The organism is Nocardia sp. NPDC060249 (assembly GCF_042728755.1).
In the GTDB taxonomy this organism is placed as follows: Bacteria; Actinomycetota; Actinomycetes; order Mycobacteriales; family Mycobacteriaceae; genus Nocardia.
On record NZ_JBHXAQ010000015.1, the window covers coordinates 89,804 to 111,762 of the forward strand.

Genomic DNA, 21,959 nt, shown 5'->3' on the forward strand with positions numbered 1-21,959 from the left:
CCCATTCGGGGTGTAGCGGATGTGTCGGTGGTGGGCTGCGCGGATGGCTCCGGCCGGGAAGTACTGGTGGACAACGGGTTTCTCCTCGTTGGGGGTTTCCAGTCCCGACCAGGTGATCGGATCTGGCGACCTTTCGGCTTGGCGGGGGTTCTTCGCCGAGGACGTCCGGTTGCCCATCGGCCAAGTGTTATAAGTGTGTCATGACTGTGCTATACCAGTCAACGAATCCGACCTCGTCGGCCACACTTCTGCCCTCGCCCCTCGGAATGGATCCCGACGATCATCAGCTGGGCAGCCTCGACCACACCGCTCCGGTGATGACACCTTCTCGTCGGTCAATCACCCACTGCCGCAACGACTTCTGCATCCACCTCCTCAACGGCGGATCCGTTACCGCCCGAGCCCGCGCCAATGGACGCAGCGAGAGCGAGCGGCCGTTGTCGACCAGCAGCGGCGGCCGAGACGCCATCGATGATGGCGCTGCCGACTTCGGCGTCGATCACCTCACCCGGGGGATGTTCCAGATCCCACTGCGCTCTCCAGAGCTTCTCGTTGAATCCCGCGAGCTTGTACAGCCCCGAATAGTCCACGTGCGACGATGTTGCGAGATCACGCGCGGCCCACTGCCCGGAGTTCTTCGCATCGTGGAGTTGGCTGCGGTCACCAGCGACGGTATTGCCCGTACCGTCCCACGCCACCCAGGTCCACGTCCTGTCATTCCACAACGCGCGGGCGCCAGGCTTGCCACTGGATTCGGCACCACCGCACAGGTACTCGGATCCATCCTCGTTGACCGGCTGCCACGGGTCGCTGGCCTTGTTCAGCGAGAGGTCACGTGCCTGCCTTTTCCAGTTCGCCGCCGCGTTTCGCATCCTGGTCGGCACGAGCTTGCGCATCTCGCTGAACGGAATCTCTTGGCGCTCGGCGTGTGCGGGCGTCGGATTGAGGTCGAGGGTGAATCCGGGATATTGGCCGGCTGCGGCCCGCCGCTCGGCCTCAGCCTCGGCCAAACGCAGCGCAGCAGGGGAGTTCTCGCGCGCTGAGACCTCTGCCTCCAGATCACGGAGCTCGACGCGCGCCTCCGAGAGCTCATCGTCGCGGCTGAACACCCGCGGGGGAAGGTCCCGCAGCGCGTCCACACGTTCCTGGGTGTCTTCGATTCTGCGCTGCAATCGCGCGACATCGGTGTCGACAGCCTCGACCATGTTGCGGACACGACGCAGCAGACCATGAGCCTTGACCGCAGAGCCCATGGCGGCGGTGTAGTCCTCCTCCTCGACATACATCCAGGTTGCGTCGTTGACCGAGACCGTCAGTACGCCGGTTTCCATCGACCGCCGGCCGTGCAAGGTGATACCCGCGATACGGAACAACGGGATCGCCTCAGTGTTGCGCTTGAGCTTGAGGCCGATTACCTCGCGCTGCAGCAGCTTTTGAGTCGCATCGGCAAGCCGGTCGGTGTCGTCGTCGGCAACCTCGGTGCCACCGATGGTGATTCTGCGGCCCGCGCGATCGGTGGCCGTCCACGCAGCGAGAGGGACGGCGGTAGCTTGTGCCTGTTCGAGCTCGGCGGTCAGGGTCGGCAGCTGTTGCTCCAGCTTGGTCAGCAGGCGGTCATTCATTCGGTTGACCCGGTCGACGGCTTTTTGTTCGTCGGAGAGTTCGCGGACGAAGTTCTCCTTCTCGACGACGGCGATGTGGAGCGGGTCGCCGGTGGCCGCGGCCTTGGCCTGTGCGGCACTGACTTCCATCGAGGCTCCGATGTCTTCGACCGAATCAGGCAGATTGCCTTCTCGCCATCGCTCGATGAATCGCGCCTTGCCCTCGATGAGCTGGTGGGAGACAGGATCGTAGGACCCGATCGCGATCGGGTCGATGATCTCGACCTCCTTATTGCGGTTGCCCTGCCGGATCGCCCTGCCGTCGCGCTGTTCGTAGGCGGCAGGCGTCTGCGGGAGCGTGATGTGGGTGAGCGAGCGCACCCGGCGCTGGACGTTCATGCCGGTGCCCATTTTTTCAGTCGACCCGACTAGAACGTTGATTTTGCCGTAGTTGCACTCTCGCCACAGCCCGTCCTTGTCGCGGGTGGTGGGGTAGTCGTGGATGAAGGCGATCTCGTCGAAGTCGAAACCTTCGTCTACCAGGCAATTTCGGAAGTAGTTGTAGAGCGATGGGTCGTCGGGAGTGTCACCGGGCTTGGGTGTGCCGACGTCGCAGAACGCGAGGTGAAGAACTCCATGGACCTCGGGCCCGTGCGCGTCCGCGGGCAGATAGAAGTCGGAGTTCTCCTCGTGGATCTGACGAATCCGTTTGGCGACCAACGCAATGCGGTCGTTCTCGGGGGGCGGCGACGCGAGCCCCGACAACGGCGCATGGATGGTGACGTTGGTGCCGTCCCTGCCCACCTTGAGCGGATTGTCGATGTCGGGGCGGTCGGAAGGCCGATTCCGCATGCGGACTTCGAGGTCGTGGAGGAAATCTCGAATCGAGGTCGCCGCAGGAAATTCGAGTAGCGTATGGCCGCCACCGACGAGCGCGGGCAGCTCTTTGGGGATCTGGGACCTGACCACCGTGTGAGTGAACTGGTCACACATCATCCGGAGCTGTTTCATATTTCCGAAGTCACGCAACTTCGACTTGGTGACGATCTTGGTGGCGGTCACGTTCATCTCGATGGAGGTGACCATGGTGGCGAAAACCGTTGCCCACGCATCGATATGGCCGATCCGAAGGTCATCGAGCAGATCCGGGCGAAGGTACTTCGTCATCACCCACAGCTCGGCGATCGAGTTGACGATCGGGGTGCCGGTCGCGAACGTCACGGCCCGGACGGGCGACCACGGTGTGCCTTGGTCGAGGTTGCGCTGATGCGATTGCTCGCGCAGGTACCTGATCTTCATCATCATGTCGCTGGCGCGCTGCGCGCCCGCGGTCAAGGTCAGATCGGATGCCTTGCTGGCGCGGGTGAGGTTCTTGAAGAGGTGCGCCTCGTCTACGACGAGGTAGTCGCATCCGGATTGCTCGAAGCTGATCGACTTGTCCTCGCGCGCAACCTTCTTCTCGGTGATCTCATCGATCCGAGCCTCGAGACGCTCGATCGCCTTGGCGACCTCCTTGACCAGCGGAGGGTGAGCGTCCTCGATGTGAGCAAACAGGCTGTACAGGTCCTGCCTCTCTGATTCGAGGTAGTCGGCGCGGGCTTCTTCGCTCATCCCGACCAGCGTGAAGACACTCTGAGGAACGATGACGACGTCGAAGTCGTTGGTCGCGGTCGTGGCCACGAATCGTTGCCGGTCGACACTGTCTTTCAGCTCGTCGGCGACGAGGATGTTCGCGGCCGGGTAGGCGAACCGGAACTCCGATGCCCAGTTTCCGACCAGGTGGTTGGGTACCACGATCCACGGTTGCTTGACCATGCCCAGACGGCGCATCTCCATGCAGATGATCGCCGCGGTCAAGGTCTTGCCCGCGCCCACCACGTGATCGAGCAGGATCGTGCCGTCCATGACAGCTTGCACAGCTGCCTCGACTTGGTAGGAGTAGGGCGTGATTAGTGGGTTGAGCCCTGGGAAGGTGCGGTGTTCGGTGGGGTAGGCGTGTTTGACCAGGCAGTTGAACTGACGATTGAAGGTCTCGACCAGGTCGGCGGCGCGATCGTCGTCCTCCCACATCCACGCGATGAATCGCTTCTCCAACCCTTTGGCGTTGGCGCGCAGCGCAGCGGTTCGCTCCGGATGGAACAGCGGCTTGGGGGAGTCTTCGAGTTCCTCGGATGTCTTGCGGGACTCGATGACCTGGTTGTTGGCGATTCGCTCGAACAGGCCGATGCCGGTCAGCTTGTCGCCGTCCACAGCCCAGGAGTCCTTGCGCGGAGTCACGTTGCTCGCGAAATGCCAGGTCCCGAAATCGGCGTTGTAGCCGACGACGATGGCCGCCACACCGAATTCCTGAGCCAAGAACTGCCGGTAGTAGTCGTGGTTGAACCATGGTGTGCCCGGTCGAAGCTTGATCTTCGACATCTCGACAGGGGCTGGCAGGACATCGTTCAGGGCGTCCTGCAGTGGTTTCCACCGGTCGCGATCCTCTGCGACCAAGCCGCGGACGTGGTCGAGTTTGGTGCGGATGTTTCCAGATAGCGCGCTCGCGGCCGGGATCCATCGGTCGGGGTTGAGCTGGTCTGGGTAGATCAGGCCGCGGGCTTTCGCGACCGCGCCGGCAGTGTCGGTGTCGAGCAGCTGCGCGAGCCGGGCGAGGTCGATCTCACCGCGCTCGTCGAGAACAACCGCGACTGCATCTTCGACCGTGTCGGTGCGCTCAGGCCGTTGGCGCGCTGAGTTGATGTCCTCGGTGAAGATCGAGGACTTGCGCGCGGTCTGGGTGGAGTCGTCGAACAGCTCGATGCTGCGCACCAGCATGATGCGGGGATCGAACCGGATCGCGCCCTCGAGCTGAGCACGCTTGCGGTAGGGCTTCTGGTCTGGGATGTAGGCCTTGTCCCACAGCGATTCGATGACCTGGGCCGGGATCTCGCCCGTGAACGGAGTCTTCAACCATTTCTTGCGGTCTTCGGAGCGCTTCCGGTTGCCGTTCTTCGCTCGCCAGCTCTTTTCGAGTCGGTCGAGTTTCTTGGCGGCCTGCAAGTCGGTGTTGCGGCTGGCATGGTTGGTCCATTTGAACCGGTTGATCGGTCCGTGGTCGAAGACATAGCGGTCGTACTGGTCGTTGAGGCGGGCACGTAGCTTCTCGCGCACATCGGGGGTGGCGGACTGGACCTCGTCAGAGATGAGCTTGGCGACGGTGTCACCGATTTCGAGCAGCTTGAGCCACTCAGCGCTCAGGGCAGCACTTTTGGCCTTGACCGCTTGCCAGCCGCGGCCGAGTTCGTACTGGGCGAAACGCTGGCTGGTTTCGTCGAATCGCAGCGTGCCCGGCACGGGCTCGACCGCAAGATCGTCGGGGGTGATGATTCCGACGCTCTTGGCGGCCAGATTCGGCGGCAGGTCTGTCGAGAGCGCGAGATCCTCGGCGGCCGCGCTGTCGACGATCGCGTCCAGTCGGGTAGCGATAGCCTGATGCAGCGGCTCTTCGCCGGCGCGGACGAGGAGCTGGGTGCGTCCCCGATACCCCTGACCGAGTGAGAGCGTGCCGAGGATCTGATCACGGTTGTCGGCGAAGTAGGGGTTGATCCGGATCGACTCGGTGTCGTCGCCGACCGCGATGTCGATTGCTTCCAGAGGCGCGGCCCACCGTTGGGTCAACGTGCTGGGCGCGCGGCCTTCTTCGCGCCGCCGGAACACCAGAAGATCGGTGACGACCGAGGTCTTGGCTTGGGCGGCGAAGGTGTTGCTAGGGAGTCGAACTCCGCCGAGGAAGTCGCCGAGCTCGCTGATCGCCTGCCGGGTCTGCTTGCGCGAATCCGAGGTGAAGGTGCTGGTAATCAGCGCGACGTACCCGCCGGGCTTGGTCATCGCCAGCGCTTTGTAGATGAAGTAGTTGTGCACCCGCAGCCCGTGCGGGTTGTAGGTGGCGTCGAAGACCGGCAGCTCCGCGAAGGGGACGTTGCCGATCGAGGCATCGACGCTGTCGGGGGCGTCGACCTTCTGGAAGGGCACGCGGTAGATCAGTGATTCCGGGTAGAGCGCGTGAGCGATCTCAGCGGTCATGACGTCGCGCTCGACGCCGACCATGTGGACGCCCGCGGGGGCGTGTCCGATGAAATGGCCAGACCCGCAGCCGGGTTCGAGCACGGTGGCGTCGTCGGGCAGACCGGCGCGCTGCAGCGCGCCCCAGATCACTGCCGCGATGGCGGGATCGGTGTAGTGGGCGTTGATCGTGGATTGGAAGGCGGTGTTGTAGCCGTCGTTGCCGAGCAGTGCTCGCAGCTGCGCATTCTCGGTGGCGAACTCGCTGCGATCGGTGTCGAAGACCTGCCAGGCACCGCCCCAACCCGACCATTTCGCCAGCACGTCTTGTTCGCTCGCGGTCGCGGCCCGCTCGTCGGCGGCGATCTCGTTGATGACCGTGATCGCGGCGATATTGGCCTTGACCCGGTCGCTGACGCTGCTCGGCGCCAGAACTTCGGTACCGAGCTTGTAGTTCCCGCGCGCACCGCGAGCCGATTTGCCGGTGGGCGCGGCCAACTCGGCGGAGGGCTCTGCGTCGCGGTCGGCTTCCGAACGCGCACCTCGGCCCCATGTGTCGTCGGGCGCGGCCAAGTCGGCCAAGTCGGCGAAGAGCTCGGCGTCGCGGTCCGCATCCGAACGCGCACCTCGGCCCCATGTGTCGTCGGGCGCGGCCAAGTCGGCCAAGTCGGCCAAGAGCTCGGCGTCGCGGTCCGCATCCGAACGCGCACCTCGGGCTGATTTGCCGGTGGGCAGCGGCGATGGCGCCTCGACGGAGTCAGAGTCGGCGGCCGCGGCGGGTGCGGTGGTGACGGTGATGTTGTCGGCGGCGGGTGGCGCCGGGTTTGGGGTCTCGGCGGCGGCCAGGTAGCGGCGAGCGTCCTCGTCCCTGATCATCACCCGGGATCCGTCGGGCCGGGTCGCCTCGATCATGGTGTGCCCGACCCACTGGGTGATCGGGCGACTGGTCTCGTCAGCCGGGACCAGGAAAGGCGTCGGGAGCGCGCCGGAGCTGGATACGACCGGCGCGGTCACGGTCGGCGCCGGTGGCGTGGGCGCGATCTCGGGAGTAGGCGGCTGGGGTGCAGGTTCGGCCACGGCGAACATGTCGAGCTGTTCATCGGCGGCCGCCACCACGGGCTGTTCGGCCGTGACCTGCGGCAGTGGCGCCTGCGGCTCTTGAATCGCTGTGCCGTTCAGCGCGCGGATGACCTCGTTCAGGCGCGGCCGATGCAGTTTCGCCTCGGTGCGGCTCGGGCCTGTCCACTCGGCAGACCTGGCCGCCAGGAAGCTCAGATAGCCCTTGCGGACTTCCCAGTGCAGTCGGTAGCTGTGCCAGCCACTGCCGGTCTGTGCAGAAAGTGCCAGCTCGTAGGTGGTGCTGTACCCCTTTCCGGCGAGCCCGATCTCGTTCACCGACCAGCCATTGGCTCGGGCCAGGGCGATCATTTCGTCGGCCTTCGCCGGTTTGGCGAACTCCGGATCGGCGGTTCGTTCGAGCATGCGTGCGTGCTCGATTGCGCCGTCGTAGGCGATCTCGTCGCGATGGTGCGCGCGGATGAGAGCCAAGATCTCGGTCGGGTCGACGGTGCCGGCGACAGAGAGTGCAGAAACCCGGTGCGGGGTGCCGTCATCGCGAATCTGCTGCTGGCTGGTCGAGATCTGGTAGTCGATGCCCTCGGGAGTCGTGAACTCGTCGAGGATGTACACCTCGCCACCGACTTCGATCTCGTGGCTACCGGGCAAGACCTCGCCGAGGTACTGCTCGGTGGGTGTGATCAGCGCGAGCACGTCGGTGGAGGGGCCAGAGGTCAGCGTGATCGCGGGCTGGAGACGGGCGGCGGCTTCGTAGGCTTCGACTTCGGCGAGGGCACTGTGGTGGGCGCGAATGAAGGCGCCGATATCCGACCCGACGTCGACCGTGCCAATTTTGGGGAGGTGGTTCGCACGGTGCTCGAGAGAACCGGCGTAGCCGATGGTGTAGGGCCCGTACTCGGTGGCGCGGTTGGGGAGCCACACCTTGTAGCTGTGGTCGGCGATATGGACGGTGCCGATGACGTGCGGCCCGAAGTTGACCTCGGTGGAGCTGCCGCCCCATTCTTCGATCGGCAGCGCCAGCCCGAACCGGATCTGTTCAGACGTGGCGGTCATCGCGCTCGCACGCGCGTATCCGGCGGCCTCGCCGTTGGCTGTTCTCCAAGCCTCGTCGAGGATCTGGTCGACAAGTGCGGAGCGAGCCGGGTCGCCGCGCGTGATCAGGTCGATGATCGCTGGTTCCATCGCCAGCGACGGGTCGCGCAGTCGGAAGCTGACCTCGTCGCTGGGCAGCTGCTCTACGACATGATCGAGTGCTCGCTCGGCGGTGGCTCGGGCGTCGCGCCGGTATTCCTCGATGCCGCTGCGGATGCCGCTGTGCAGCTTCAGGTTTCTATCCGCCGATGCTTTCGCCCGCAGGATCACCTCGGCGACGGCGCGCTGCTGATGCCGGTTGGTGAACTGGCTCAGGACGCGCTCGGTGTAGATCGCCGAGAGATCGGTTTCGCGCTCCTGCACAGCGTCACCGACGGAGATGGTGTATTCCGCCGCGGTGAACTCCACCTTCTCGCCCTCGACGCGATGGGAGTCCCACGCCAGCGTGAGTAGATGTGTCTTTCCCGCTTCGTCGCGTCGTGCGAGCACACGATTGGGGCCGGCGCCGATGCTGGTCTCCCAGCCGAGCCTTTCGGCGAGGTCGATCAGGAGTTGCTCGGCGACCTTCGAGGCGTCGTCCGGCGTTTGTGGTGTGGCTGCGGTGGCTGGCTGTTCGGCGACAAACTCCTCGATGACAGCTTGGGGCGCCTCGGCCGCGACATCAGCTTCGGGGAGGTCGGTGTCGGGTTCGATTGCCGCCGACCGCAGGTATTCGGAGATGGCGGCGAGATCGGGCCCGACACCGTCGATGCCGAAGACACTGGAGCGATTGGCAACGAACCGGTATGGCCCGTACACGCCGTCGAAGTCCCAGCGCAGCCGCATCGACACCTCACCGTCAGGACTCGACAGTCCGAGGTGGTAGCGCCGGTCGAGCTCGCCGCGGTTCGCGGGCGCTCGGGGCACGTCGAATTCCGACGTGACGATCAGTCCGGCAGCGTGCGCGAGAGCCTCGATCTGTTCTGCATCGTCGGGGGAAGTGTTCGTAGCGTGCTGACGCGCACGCCATTCGGCGACTTCGGCGAGCGAGTTCCGGATGACCGGCATGATTTCGGCGGCCGAGGAGACTTCACCGATCGCGGTGGTCTCGCTGCCGTACATCTCTTCACCGGGGTGGGCGACGATGGTGTACGGATCTCCGGCGCCGACGTAGACGGTGTAGCTGTAGACCGGATCGGCGACAGTGATCGCGAATTCGGTGTGTACCGAGAGGTCGTCGGGGTCAGCGGTGCTGTAGAGCTGCGTCTCGAATGTTTCGAACGCTGGGTTGAAGTCTTCGTCGAACACCAGCCGGTCATCAGGATGGGTGGTCGCCCACAATGCGGCGGCCACGGCGCCAGCCTGGTCGACTGCGTGCGGCGCGACCAGGGCCAACGCCGAAGCCGTGGCCGCAACGGCGAAATGCCGATAGAACTCGGCGTCGCCGACCTGGACCATGCCACGTATCGCGGTGTCAGCGCCCATACGACTAACAGCGTCGACCAGTTCGGCGATTTCGTTGTCGGCGAGGCCTGTGCCCGATGCTGGCTGCTGCGCCTGCCCATCGGCCTTGCCCTCGACCGGGTCGACCGTGGGCTCTGGGACGTCGAGGTGGTCGGCGAGATCTGCGTGTTCGGGGGCGGGCGAATTGTCTGCGAAGTTCGAGTCCGGATTCGATTGGGATGATGCGTGCCGTTGGTCGGCGCGCCATCGGAGAAACTGCGCCTCGGCCGGTGGAATGCCGTGCCGGTTGATCACGGAGTCCAGCTCGGTGCGCGGCTCTGCGGTGGGCTGGCCGCGCTGGGCGGCCAGTTCCAGTTCTGTGAGTACGGCGGTGAGCTCAGCGACGACCGCCGGCGCGAACTCGGTGTCGAGTTCGGCCTCATTCACGAGAACATCGACGGCGAGGTCGGCAGCCTCACGAGTCGTGGCGAGCCAGCCCACATAGCGAACGATCGCAGTCTCGGCGGCCGCGAGTTCAGCGGTGAGCTCCGCGGCCGGTCGGCGTTCGGGGGCACTCAGCTCGAGGTCGGCGCGAACTCGGTCGCGCCATGCCAGGATGGCCCCGCTGGTGAGACCCGGGTTGGTTGGATCCGCGGCGAGGTCGGCCAGCGCCTGCCGCTCGGCGGTGACCAGTTCTTTCAGGTCAGGCGGCATCTGGCGGGTGAATTCGGCGGCGTGGCCGGTCACCCACAGTGGTGGGGTGCTGTCGTTCTCGGTGCGCCACAGATGTTCCGCGATAGCCGCGACGAGTCGCGTGCGAAGGCCTCTGTTGTTCAGAAGATCCGCGGCATCGTTGCTGTGCGGTCCGACCCGTAGCTGGGCGAGGCGGTCCTGCAGCATCAAGTTGATCCGCGGCGGCAGGGTGTGACCCAGGTAGGCCTGGTCGCGCACGACGCGGCGCAGCGCGGTGTCGTCCACGACGAGGGCGACAAGGTCCTCGATGACGACAGGGTCGGCGGGCTCGGGCTCGACCCGAAGGTGCAGTTCGTCGCGAACCGCTCGTTCAGAGCTTGAGGACCGCCGGACCACGTCGCCGCTGTTGTCGAGCTGCAGAGAAGTCGACTCCTCCTGCAGCGCGACCCAACCGTTCTCGTCGCGGCCGTAGAGCAGCCGGAACTGGAAAAACCCGGCGATCGTGTCACCGGTGAAGGCCAGCTCCATGCGGTGCTCGCCGATTGGCTTGGACTCGACGTACCAACCCGCGTCATGGGCGTCGGTGACGAGCTCGAGTGCGTCCTGGCTGAACCCCTCGGCGAAGTTGGGGGCTGCCCGCTCGAGCAGCGGCCGCCACAGATGGGCGAACCGGTACTGATCGGCGTCAGGAGCGACGTCGTGTTGGTGGCCGGCCAGCAGGTAGCGCGCGGTCGCGATCGCCTCGGTGAGCGTGGCTTCCTCGACCAAGATGTGGTCGCCCGCCCATGACTTCCACGAGGTGACCCCGCTGGTGTTGTGGTGTTGAAGTCGTAGGTTGGCGCGGTCGGGGTCGCCGACAACGATGCCTGACAGGTCCTGGACATGAATGTCCTCGACCACTTCGCTGGTGAACAGGTCTGCGCCGTCGGCAGCGGCCAGGTACGAGGCATGTGCTTGCCGTAGCGCGGTGGGCACCACGATGTCATTGATAAATGCAACGACGTCGATGCCCGTGGCGGCGAGGTAGTCGAGGATCGACGGCTCGACGATCGCGGTGAGTTCGTCTACCGCACTGAGCATCAGGGGTGAGTGTCGGGCGTTGGAGCTCACGCTGTGCGGGCCGACGTCCCGCATGAGAATCTCGGATCGCGCGACCGCGACGACGAATTCGTGCTGGGCCAATCGCGCACCGAGGTAGCTGTTGACGGTGCGCTTGGCCTCGTCGACCCGAGTGAAGATCGCCTGGGCTTCTGGGGTTGGGTGGTGGGCGCGCTTCGCTGCCCGGTACGCGGCGATCGTCGCGGCGCGATGGTCGTTGCCCCAGGGGTCGAAGGACCCGCCGCTGTCAGGGCTGATCGCCCATCCTCCGGATCGGTACCTGCTGACCTGGACATTGGACTGTTCGAGCTTCCATCTACCGCCGAGGTCGCTCCATGGATTGTCCTCAACGGTCGTCATGCCGGGCCGAATATGTTGGTTGAGATCAGCTCTCAGCCACTCGACCGCTGCCGGATCCGATGTTTCGGTGGTGGTGATGAATTGGTCGACGATCCGGGTTGCGACGGCGTCGAATACGACGACCGATGATGAGTGGAGCGCGGCGCCGAAGCCCGCTGCGACCAGAGGGTCGCTGGCGAGCTCTTCGGCTGCGTATCGCCGCCAGACTTCGAGCCTGGCGGCATCAGGGAAAGGGGGCGACCACCCCTGACGCGCAAGACGAACCGCACCTTCGGCGATTTCGGCGGTGACACCGGAGTCCAGCCTTGTCGTGCTGTAGCGCAACGCATGGGCTCGAACGGCGGCCCTGTGCAGGTCACTGCGCTGCGCCGCTTCCGTGACGCGGATGAGGATCAATGTTTGGAACGCGTCGTCTTGTGCCAGCAGCGACGGTTCGCGCCCGATCCGCCGCACCGCGGCGCCGATGTCTGAATCGGCGATGACCTCGGTAGTGATCTGATTCCAAATCGTGCCGGTGTGGGCACGTACCGCCTCGAAGTAGCCGTTCTCGAACTCGCGGGCGATCCGACCACTGTTGCGGGTTGTCCGGGACTTGGCGATGGCGGCCGCCACAGTCGGATGCTGATCGGGATCGGGCACATCCAGAAGCCGCTCCGGATCGAACTCCGCGCGGCCCAGTTCGTTCCAGTCGACGCTACCGAGCACCGCGGCAGACCCGACCGCTGCGCGAACGATACTCTGCCGTTCGATCTCGGTGCGCTCATCGAGCACTGGTGTGGATTCGACCGTGGTCTGGACGTCGTCTGGCTGGGGTCGACCGGTGCCGGATTCTTCGACGATGGCGTCGGCGAGTTCGTGGGCGATCTCTGCATCGGCGAGCTTTTCGGGGGGCTGGTTCTGCTCCCGCAGACGCTCGGCGATGGTGTAGGCCGTTTGCGCCCAGAACGACGGGGTTTTCAGGAGTTGCTCGGCTGCGGCCGCGCTGTCGTCATGCTCGCCGTCGTAGAACTCCGGGTGGGCGCGAATGCCGAGCTGGTTGAGCACGAAGGCTTGTGCCTCGGGGACCATGCGCGCGTGGTAGTCCGCGCTCGGCACGGTGTCGAGTTCAGCGGCCAGGGGGGCGAGTTCGGTGACGGCGATCTCGCCGATCTCGTGCAACAGGCTGTTCCGCAGCGCTTCACGGCGTTCACCCGCTACGGCTTGAACGACTGCCCGGTCATCGTCGACCACCGCAGGATTGGTCGATACGGTCTCGGCCGGCCTGACCGATGGTGTCGTGGCCGCGGCGACCGTGTGCGGGGAGAGCAGTTGTTTGATGGCGGTGTCGGCATCACCGGCGGTCAGGTCTTTGGGGAGGTCGGTCGGCAGTTGACGCTGGCCGAGCAAGCGTCCGAGTAGCTCTCGTTGCTTGGCGTCGGCGGGGCGTTCCCTCCACCGTTCGGGCTGTGCGGATCCCAGTTTCGACGCGGTGTGCTCGTCGATGAAGGCTGGATCGAGGCCGCGCTCGACAAGCTGTTCCTCGAGCGCCATCAACGCGCTCTGCTGGGTCTTCCACTGCTGGCGTTCGGCGTCACGTCGCGCGGTGAGCCTTGCGAGGGTAGCGCCGAGCCGGTTCGCTGTCGTGAAGTCCCTACGGCTGAGCGCGGTCTGGCGTGAGGTCTCAGCGCTGCTGATCGAGGCGCCGGTCGACATGCCTTTCTGGGTGAGGCGCAGCAAATCCTGCCGCGCCTTCGCCCATTTGCCGATTAGCTCGTTGGTGTTGGCGTTGATGGCTCTGCCTCCTGGTCGAGTTGCGCTTCGATCAGGTCGGTGAGGTCGTCGACGAGCGGATCGACCGAACTGATCGGTGTGGGTGCGTTGTCGTCGAGGCGCTGCTGGATCAGCGCCAGCGCCAAGATGGTGAAGTCCATCGACCGGCTCAAACCCCATGCCGCGGTGACGATTTGTTCGGCGAGCTCGGTGGGTTGAACCATCCGCCGACGCCAGCGATCGGGATCGGCGGCGGTGCGCGCGGACTCGATCTCCGCGGCGACCGCGCCGACCAACTCGGCGGTCTCGCTGCGGCGCTGTTCGAGGATCTCCGGTGTCAGCTGCGAATAGAGGTGCTCTTCGAGGACCTGCTGGCGGGCGCTGCGGTGCGCGGTGGTCATCAGCGCCAGCACGGTGGTCTGGTCGGGCTCGCTGCCCGGGTGGTCGGCTCGCCACTGATCGACGAGGAATCCGTGGGCGCTCTGATCGGTGATCTCAGCGACCAGGGCTGTCAGGTGCGCGGATTCCTCGTCGATCTGGCGTTCGCGTTCGACCGGGGTCTGTTGCGGGTCCATTCCGATCCATTCGCGTCGGATTCTGCTGACCTCGGCGCGGATTTCAGGGTCGATGTCGTATTCGGGGTGGGCGGTTGTCATTTCGGTGTTCCCTCCTGCTGCTGGTCGGTGACCAGTTGTTGCGGGTTTCGGCCCGCATGATTTCCCCTCGAGCCATCGTGCTGGTTGGCACTGACATGGCTTGAAGTTCGATCCTAAATGCGTTGGGCCTGGACAATTTCGCACAGTTTTGTGTGTGCGCACGACAGTGCCGAGACCAGCTCTTTGGTCTCGGCACTGTCGGTGCTGGCGGCATATGGCCGCGTGGTCTTGGTCAGGCGGCGCCGATTCCGGGGTCCTCGACTGCTTTGTCTGCGTTGAGTTCCACGGCACCCTCGGCCAAGGTGGCGAGGGCGGCCGACGGTCGGGCGCTAGTTCCCACCGCGGCGGCCGGCGGGTGCGCGCGGCCGGAGAAGGCGGCTTCGAGCTGTTCCTTGAGCTCAGCAGGAAGGTTGGACACCTCGGTGTTCACGCTCGCTTGGACTGGTTCGGGACGGGCGACGATGTCATCGATCTGCTTCTGCAGCTGCGCGAGCTGCCGGGCTTGAGCGCGCGCGATGTCAAGGAGTTCGCGGATCACGTCCTCAGGATCAGCGTCGATGACGGCTGGACTCGGCGCCTCTGGTGCATCGATCGCTTCCCGAACGCTGTCCTGGACATGGGCGTCGTACGCCAGGCTCTCGTAGTACTCCTCGGCTGCCTTCCACCGAGTTTCGTCGCTGTCGTCAATGTACGGCTCGGTAGCGAACACGGGTGTTTCCTCGACCGCGACTTCTGTCTGCTCACCGCGTTCGACAGGAGCGCGGTGACGCAACGTTGCCGCCAAGGCCTGAAACGCACCGATGTCTTCGACTACCTCCCACAGCTTCTCGCGCCGGGCGCGTGCGGGGTTGTCGTCGGTCGGGTCGGTGAGTGCCATCAGCGCGACCTCCAGGCGCGCGGATTCGCCACCGGAGATCGCGGCGCTGGCGCGGGCAGTGGCGATCAGTTGCGCCAAGGCTGCCAGCTGGTCGAGATTGAGGCCGCGCGCGTTCGCGCTGACGTACTTCTCTGCGCCTTCGATGTACTGACGCAGCTCGTCCCGCGCCACGAACTGGTGTGGTTGGGGGTTGGAGATGAATGATCCGGCGATCTCGATGATCGGGTCCAGGTCGATGATGTCGGTGTACTCGGGCTGCTGTCGCAGGTACCGGCCCTCGACCTCGGCGTAGTAGCCACGCTGTACAGCGTTGGTGAACTCGGTGAACCGATTCGAATCGACGACGGCGTCCATGACCTGTGCGGGCAACAGGGTGCGCCACTTGGCGCCGTCCTCGGTTCCGACCGCGGAGATGATCTTCCTGGCTCGATCGACCTCTTCCGGGGTGAGCGTTTGGGTGTGCCCGGCCCACAGCGCAGTCGCGGTCATCACGGTCGCCTCGTCGACGAGAGGACCGTCGGGACTAAGTGTGCTGCCGTCGACAACGTAGTCGTAGTCCAACGTCGGTGCAGTGTCGACGAACTCGGTGAGACGTCGACTGAACTCTTCGTAGGAGATATCGGCTGCAGTGACGGCCTGGATCCGGTCGTCGAGGTCGACGTCAGACGCTGGATGGACATTGACGCCGGGCAGGTAGACCAGCGGATGGCCTTCGAAATCGTTGTCGCGGTTGCGCGACCATTGGTCGAACAGCTCAGCATCGCGCAGCAGGGTTCCGGGATCGAATCCTTCGCCTTCGCGGGAAAGGTCGCTCCACCTATTGAGCAGCATGTTGATGCGGTACCGCTCCCCGGCGGTCAGGCCGATCGAATGGTTGGCTGCGGCGATGACTGCTGTCGTAGCTGTTGAGAGCTCGTCGCGCCACCGGTTGGAGGCGAGTAGCCCAACCGGGCGGTCGGCTGCTGCCCTGGCGACCTCTTCGGCACCCGCGAGAATGCTTCTGCCCGTCGTCAAGTCCAGCCCTTCGACGTCGGTCGGCACGTACGGCGACTCCGCGCTGGTCACTCGGGCGTGGAGTTGGGGATTCAGCTGGATCCAGTCGTTCTTGTACACCGGTGCGCCCATCTCACCGTGCAGCCAGAAGGAGTAGACCCGGGCGTCGTGGATGCGGTCCCAGAGACCCACCGAGGTGCCACCGCGCATCAGCGAGGACAGCACGACCGTGGCGCGCTCGGCTTCGGCGCCGTCGAGGTAGGTGTCGGTGACCTTGACGAGGTCGCGAACCTGACGTGCGACCGTGATGGATCCGATCTTCTCGTCGTGCTGCCAATCCCCTCGTGTCAGGCGCTCTTCGATGTGCAGCGCCCGATCGATGTAGCTGGCACGGTCGTTGGGGATGTCGTTGGGGGTTTCGTTGCTGGTCATTGGGTTCCTGTCTCTGTTCGATCGGCTCAGTCGCCGATGCCGGTACCGGGGGAAGTGCCCTCGTCGGGGCCGTGGATGGCGCGGTTGATCAGGTAGTCCATGCCCGCGCCGGGGGTGGTCTTACGAGGACCGCGCCGGCCGGTGGTGCGGGCTGCGGCGGCGGGTGGCTCCGATCGGGTGCTGGCGACGATGTTCATGACCTCCATCTGTTCCGGGGTCAGTTGCGCTCCGTTCTCTTTGTGTTCTGCCGGGTGTCCGACAGGTGCGTGGACCGTGGATTTGGCGGTCGCGTAGATGGCCTTGTTCCAGCGCTCTTGGCGGGCGGCGGTCGAGGCGGCGTGTTTCGCGGCATCGGTGATCGCGGCGCTGGCGCGGGCGTTGACTTCGGCTCGGATGGGATCGCTGAGTCCGTAGGCGTTCAGCGAGACATCCAGGCGAGCCACAGCTGCTTCGGCGGCCGTGTTCGCCGCTGGGTCGGCGCCACCGGCGGAGGTCGCCAGCCGACCGAGGTGGTGCTGAATGTTGCTGTCAGAGACCAGCTTCGCGCGTAGAACTGGGTCACTGATTTCCTTGCCGACCAGCGTCTCCAGGGTGTACTGATGATGTGCGGCGCTGGTTCGGGCCTGCCCGACTGCCCGCTCGATGTCGGCGGCGGCGCCACTGTGGTGATCGGCGAAGATCTGTTCGGGGATTCGCCCGCTGCCGGATTCGATACCGCGCATCGTCAACGCGAGCTGGGACCGTTCGACCGGGTGGAGCCCTTCGCCCTTGTCGATCACTTTGTCCAGGCGGCGTTTGACCGCGGCGCTCGTCTTCTCCAAGGACTTTGCTGCGGGGGCGTCTAGCGAGTCGACATCGATCTGCGCCTGGGTCGCGGCCTGGCGGACCATCGAGTACAACCTCAGATCCTCTTCGACCGCTGTCCGGTTGACGTGGTCTGGCCACAGCGGCTTGTACTCGCCGGTGGGGTTCTCCCAGATCGCGTTGCCCCGCTCCCTCGCCACCTCTACATCGGCCTTGTCGAGCAGAGGCAGCATGTTTCGGATCGTGCGCCGTGTCGCGCTGGAGTCGATACCCGTCTTCAACTGGGTCTGGTAGCTGAGGAGCAGCGTGTCGAGGCGGTTCTTGATCGCCTCTCCTGGGGCGACGAGGGGTTCGGCGAGCTTGCGCTGCAGTACCACCGGTGCGGGCTGGCCATCACGGCCAGCCAGGTAGAGTGCGGTGAACGCGACCTTGGTGCGGGTCTTGTCGTTGACTCCCGCCGACACCATCGCCTCGTTCACTGCACGCAGGGTGGTGTCGGTGGGGTCGCTCTGCCAGGCCTGGATCTGGGCTATCACGGTCCGGCGTGCCGACTGATCGATGGATGGATCGGCAACGACCTGGTCGATCATGTGCTTTTGGGCCGCGCCGGCGCGGGCAACGTAGAGCCGTTCTTCCTCTGCCATGTGCAGTTTGGAGTCCAGTGTGTAGGCCTTGTCGACCGCCGCAGTGGCTTCGTCGAGGTCGAGCACGATGCCGAATCGCGCGTGTACGTAGGTTCGAAGCGAGTGCATCGACGCCGTGGCGACCGCGCTGTGCGGTGCCCACGAGGCGGCGTCGCCGACTGCTGCGACGACCTCACGACGGGTCAGGTTGTCGAACCCGGCCTTCTCCACAGCGACGAGCTTGGCCTCGACACCTTTGCGCTCGGCATCGAACCTGGCCTGGGCTTCTTCGCGCTCGCGGTCGGCCTTGCGTGCCATCGCCAGGAGGTAGGCCTCGCGCTTCTTGGCACCGGTTTGCGCCCACGCCATCGCGTACTGCATGAGCAGTCGAGTCAGCGCTGAGAACTGCTGTCCGAAAGCATCTTCGGCAGAGTGCTGATCGACTTGGACGGGCTCGCTGTGGCTGAAAAACATGTCTGGGACTCCAACTGTGGGCGGGTTGGTTGTGGTCTCTGCGGTGCCGCGCTGCGGGGCTGTCGCGTTGTTCAGGTCCAGCCGGTAGGGCTTCGGTGTGGGAGGGTCAGCCGTGGATGACACCGTGGCTGCGGCGGGGGGCAGGTCAGCGATCGATCTGTCGGCCGAGTTGTCGAGCTGCTCTGCGTATTCGGCGAATCCGCGCTGTAGGTGGGCGGCGTTTCCGGTGAGGGACTCGGCCAGGTTCCGCGCGGACTCGGCGGCCTCGGTCGCGGCGGCGATCTCGGTGGCCAGCTTGGCGGTGGCGGTGGCCTTGGCATTGATACGGAACTGAGAAAGCAGCTGGGTCAGCGCCTTGCGGCGTGGCGGATCGTCCTGCAGTTCGGCGATCCTCGCGCGCATCGTCTCGACGAAAGGCTCGTCGACGATGAACGGGTCGATCTCCTTGCTGCTGGCTCGTGTCTGCGCGGCCTCGACGAAAGCGACCTCCTGGACCGCGCTTTTCGCTGCCTGCGCGGCGATGTGCCCAGCGACGGCGGCGGGAATGAGCATGTCGGCGCGGGCACGCACGAACCGCACGATCACTGAGTCATCGAGCGCGGGCGGTACTGACTCGTCGTCGAGAGGACCGGTTTCGATCAGGCGGCGTCGCGCGGTGAGAACCGCAGCGTCGACTACGTCGGGATCGGTGGTGCGCAAGCGGTTTTCGGGTGCCGCAGCGGGGCGTCCGAGCACCCTCGGGAGGGCGGCAGTGGTCGCTTCGGGTGTCGGCTGATAGTCGGTGTCGACCGCAGCGCGGGCTTGGGTGATGTCGATTCCGGACCTGACCAGACGCTGGACCTCGGCTCCGCGCGCGTCGCGTTCGCGGCAGGTGAGGGTGTGCAGTCGTGCGCGAGCGGCCCACAGGTCTTCGACGGCGATGTCGTCGGCGAGCATCTGGACGTACCCGACGTCGAGCTGATCGATGGCGACATGGCCGTTGGCGGCTGCTTCCAGCTGCATCCGTGCCGATTCGGATCGGGCGCGGTGGTGCTCGATCATCCGTGTGTCCGCGGTCTGGGTGATGAGCAGGTAGTCGGTGACCTTGTCGCTGAGTCGGGTGTAGTCAGGGTGTTCGACGCCCATGTCTGCCATCTGCGCGACAGCGGAGTCCAGGAACGGGTCGCGGACCGCTTCGGCCGCGCGCAGGTCGATCGTGGCGTCTCGCAGCTCGTGCACCAGCGGGGCGAGGGCGTCGGCACGTGCACGGGTCTGTGCCACGATCGGCGCTATCGCCCGGCTGTACGGGTTCAGTCCGCTGTCCCACGCCATAGTGACTGCGCTGAGGCAGTTCACCAGTGTGCGAGTGGCTTCCAGCTCGGCACGGATATCGGTCAGACCTGGATCGCGGCGGCGATGTCCGCCAGCGGCGGCCCGGTTCGGGTTCTGCATGTCCAGCTGCTTTCCTCGATGCGACGATCAGGGGAAGCCCGGCTCGCCGACCAGGGCTTCGACGACGGGATCGGTTGCGACGGCGGCCGGTGCGGCGGCGGCAGAGGGCGCGAGGGCGCCGTCGGCGAACATCCCGGGCGGCGCGGGCACCGTGGGCAGCGGTTCGAGGCGCTTGGAGTGGACGCCCGCGTAGCAGTACTTGAACGGACCTTCCTCGCCGAGAAGTTTGGTGAGGATCGGCTCGCCGAACTGAACCCAGAACACCGCCTGCTCGGTACCCAGGCCTGTGCGCAGGTTTTCGAATGCGCACCACAGAGCTGACAGCTTGGCCACCGCCTCGCCGTGCTGCCACCATTCCGAGCACCACCGCCAGGACCCGCGCTCGGTGCCCTCACTGACATCGCGGCGATAGACACGCGCCACGAACTTCTCGACGAATTCGTCGAGGGTTCGGAATCGCAGCTCGCCGCCCGGCGCCGAACCGGCCAGGAGACGATCGACCTGCCGCTTGGCGACCGCGCGGATCTCCTCTTCGCGCCCTTCGAGGGCCTCGGTCACCGCGGGGTTAGTGATCGCGGCAAAGGCAGTCGTGATGGCGCGTTCGACGGTGTCGGTGGCCATCGCGGCCATGGCCGGAGGGAGGGTGTCGGAGGAGATCAGCTCCTCCCAATCAGCGTCGCTCATGCCGAGATTCCTTCCGTGGTGTCGAGATCGGCGTGCACGATATGAAGCGGGGCGACCGTGGCCTCGTCCTCGAATTTGGGCTCGTAGCGCTCGAGTGACGCGCGGACTTTGTCGGCGAAGTCGTGCTCGAACCACGGCACGGTCTCGAACAGGACTGCAGGGTTCGCAGCGGAGAACAACACCGCCCGGCCGCGCGGCATCTTTGCGAGGTCAGAAGCCTTCAAGGTCCGGGCTTCGATTCGGCTGGTCGTGGTCGATTGGCTACCGCCGTGGCTCTTCGAGACGCTGACGCTGCTCTCGTAGTGGTCGCCGATGGTCTCGCTGCGACCTGAGAGGAAGCCGGGATCATCGACGCCGGAACCGAGTACGCGCAGGGTCGCCGCCGACCACAGGGTGTCCATGCCGGCGCGGCCCCAGCACCGCTCGCCCTGCGCCCAGGACTGCAGGATCGTCATCACGACGATGCCGCGAGATCCGAAGTGGCTGTAGAGCTTCGGCAAGGCTGGCCAGCGGACGATGTTGGCAGCTTCGTCGAGTACGGCGAGCATCGGCACGGACAGACGGCCGCGTGGGGAGCGCGATCCCAGGTCCATGGCAGCATCGGTCACGGCGTCGGTCAACGCAGTGACCAGCGCTCCGGCGTTGCCCTCGCCTTCCAATGACAACGCATACAGCGTGTCTCGGGACTTGGCAAATGCCCGCACATCGAACGCGCTACGCGGCTGCTCACCGTCCTGGCTCGGGGTAACCCAGGGGACGATCGCTGCGGTGTTGAGGCATTCGGTCATGACCCCGGCGGTCGCGAAAACGCCGCCTTTCTGCTTGGACGGTGCACCGTATTGCTGAGCCAGAACTCCTGCGTAGGTACGAAACCCGGCCTTGTGCAGCAGGAGTCGAGGAGAGTCGTCGTGCTCGGCTTCGATCCATTCCGCGATCTTGGTGATCGGCGCTTTCGCAACGACGGCGGCGATGATCAGCGCTCGGATCAACTTGCGGGCACTGGGTTCGAAGAACGCGTCGACCGAACGGTCTTCCCCGACCGACGCCGCGAAGTGCCCGGTGAGCACTGCCGCACGTTGTTCCATCAGCGCCAGCGTCTTGCCACTGGCAACCCAGGCGATGGGATCCCAGTAGAACGTCGGCTCGGCATCCGCGACACCCTGCGGGTCGAAGATATAGACGTCACCGACACTCTCGCGATGAAGCCGAGTGCCATCGACGACATCGCGTTTGTTCGACGTCGCCACCACAGGGCCGGGGGCCTGCATGATCGCCGGGATGACACGCGAGGTGGTCTTTCCCTGGCGCGGGCCCCAGATATCGACGTGCAGGTCCTCGTAGGACCCGTACAGACGCTGTGACCGATCGAAGACCGACTGGCGGATGGTGTTGCCGATGAACACGCCGGGCACAGATCCCTGTGGCAGACGAACCTGCAGGCTGGCGGCGCGCTCGGCGACCGCGGCCTCCTTGAGTCCGTCGATCTCTTTTCCCCTGCCCATGAACTGGGCCTGGGCGTCGATGGCCTTGCGGTCACGACGCTTGGGTCGGGTCCGCCACCAGCGTCGACCGGCGTAGATCCCCGCGGCGCAGACCGCGCAACCGGTGATCGGCATTCCGAGAGCAACGATCGTGGCCTCGGTACTCCAGACCAGCTCGTCGGTCAGCAGACCGCACAACAGTTTGACCGGGTGCCACGGGACTTCCTGGGTCGGACCGCCGATCTCCTGTGCGAGATCAAGTGAGAGCGTGGTGTAGCCCGAGATGGCACCGACGGTGCCGACCAACCCCAACAGTCCCCAGGTCTCCAGGTCCAGGTCACTACCGTGTCGGGGTGGTTTCATCTTGCGAT

Annotated in this window: 6 protein-coding genes; all 6 read right to left on the reverse strand. The window is 65.3% G+C overall.

Translation table 11 applies throughout. The features are described from left to right. Positions 1-335 precede the first annotated feature (335 nt). The 6 genes from ACFWFP_RS31430 to ACFWFP_RS31455 all read right to left on the reverse strand — a co-directional run bounded on the left by ACFWFP_RS31430 (position 336) and on the right by ACFWFP_RS31455 (position 21,951). Positions 336-13,076: an SNF2-related protein gene (locus ACFWFP_RS31430; RefSeq protein ID WP_379301140.1), complete on the reverse strand. Its 12,741-nt coding sequence runs from the start codon at positions 13,074-13,076 to the stop codon at positions 336-338. Between the two features lie 53 nt (positions 13,077-13,129). Continuing rightward, positions 13,130-13,789, reverse strand: a complete 660-nt coding sequence (locus ACFWFP_RS31435) for a hypothetical protein (RefSeq protein ID WP_379301142.1) — start codon at positions 13,787-13,789, stop codon at positions 13,130-13,132. Between the two features lie 232 nt (positions 13,790-14,021). After that, positions 14,022-16,091 (reverse strand): hypothetical protein, encoded by a 2,070-nt coding sequence (locus ACFWFP_RS31440; protein WP_379301144.1) that lies wholly within the window; start codon positions 16,089-16,091, stop codon positions 14,022-14,024. A 26-nt stretch (positions 16,092-16,117) separates the two neighbouring features. Next, positions 16,118-19,423: a hypothetical protein gene (locus ACFWFP_RS31445; protein ID WP_379301146.1), complete on the reverse strand. Its 3,306-nt coding sequence runs from the start codon at positions 19,421-19,423 to the stop codon at positions 16,118-16,120. 27 nt (positions 19,424-19,450) lie between these two features. Next, positions 19,451-20,107 (reverse strand): DUF4913 domain-containing protein, encoded by a 657-nt coding sequence (locus ACFWFP_RS31450; RefSeq protein ID WP_379301148.1) that lies wholly within the window; start codon positions 20,105-20,107, stop codon positions 19,451-19,453. Continuing rightward, positions 20,104-21,951 (reverse strand): type IV secretory system conjugative DNA transfer family protein, encoded by a 1,848-nt coding sequence (locus tag ACFWFP_RS31455; protein ID WP_379301150.1) that lies wholly within the window; start codon positions 21,949-21,951, stop codon positions 20,104-20,106. The genes ACFWFP_RS31450 and ACFWFP_RS31455 overlap by 4 nt, the downstream gene beginning before the upstream one ends. Positions 21,952-21,959: the final 8 nt, after the last annotated feature.

Bases quoted from the DNA above. Each gene is read 5' to 3' on its own strand.
- ACFWFP_RS31430 (WP_379301140.1), bottom strand. From the start codon at position 13,076: ATGTCGACCGGCGCCTCGATCAGCAGCGCTGAGACCTCACGCCAGACC.
- ACFWFP_RS31440 (WP_379301144.1), bottom strand. From the start codon at position 16,091: ATGACCAGCAACGAAACCCCCAACGACATCCCCAACGACCGTGCCAGC.
- ACFWFP_RS31450 (WP_379301148.1), bottom strand. From the start codon at position 20,107: ATGAGCGACGCTGATTGGGAGGAGCTGATCTCCTCCGACACCCTCCCT.
- ACFWFP_RS31455 (WP_379301150.1), bottom strand. From the start codon at position 21,951: ATGAAACCACCCCGACACGGTAGTGACCTGGACCTGGAGACCTGGGGA.
- ACFWFP_RS31445 (WP_379301146.1), bottom strand. From the start codon at position 19,423: ATGCAGAACCCGAACCGGGCCGCCGCTGGCGGACATCGCCGCCGCGAT.
- ACFWFP_RS31435 (WP_379301142.1), bottom strand. From the start codon at position 13,789: ATGACAACCGCCCACCCCGAATACGACATCGACCCTGAAATCCGCGCC.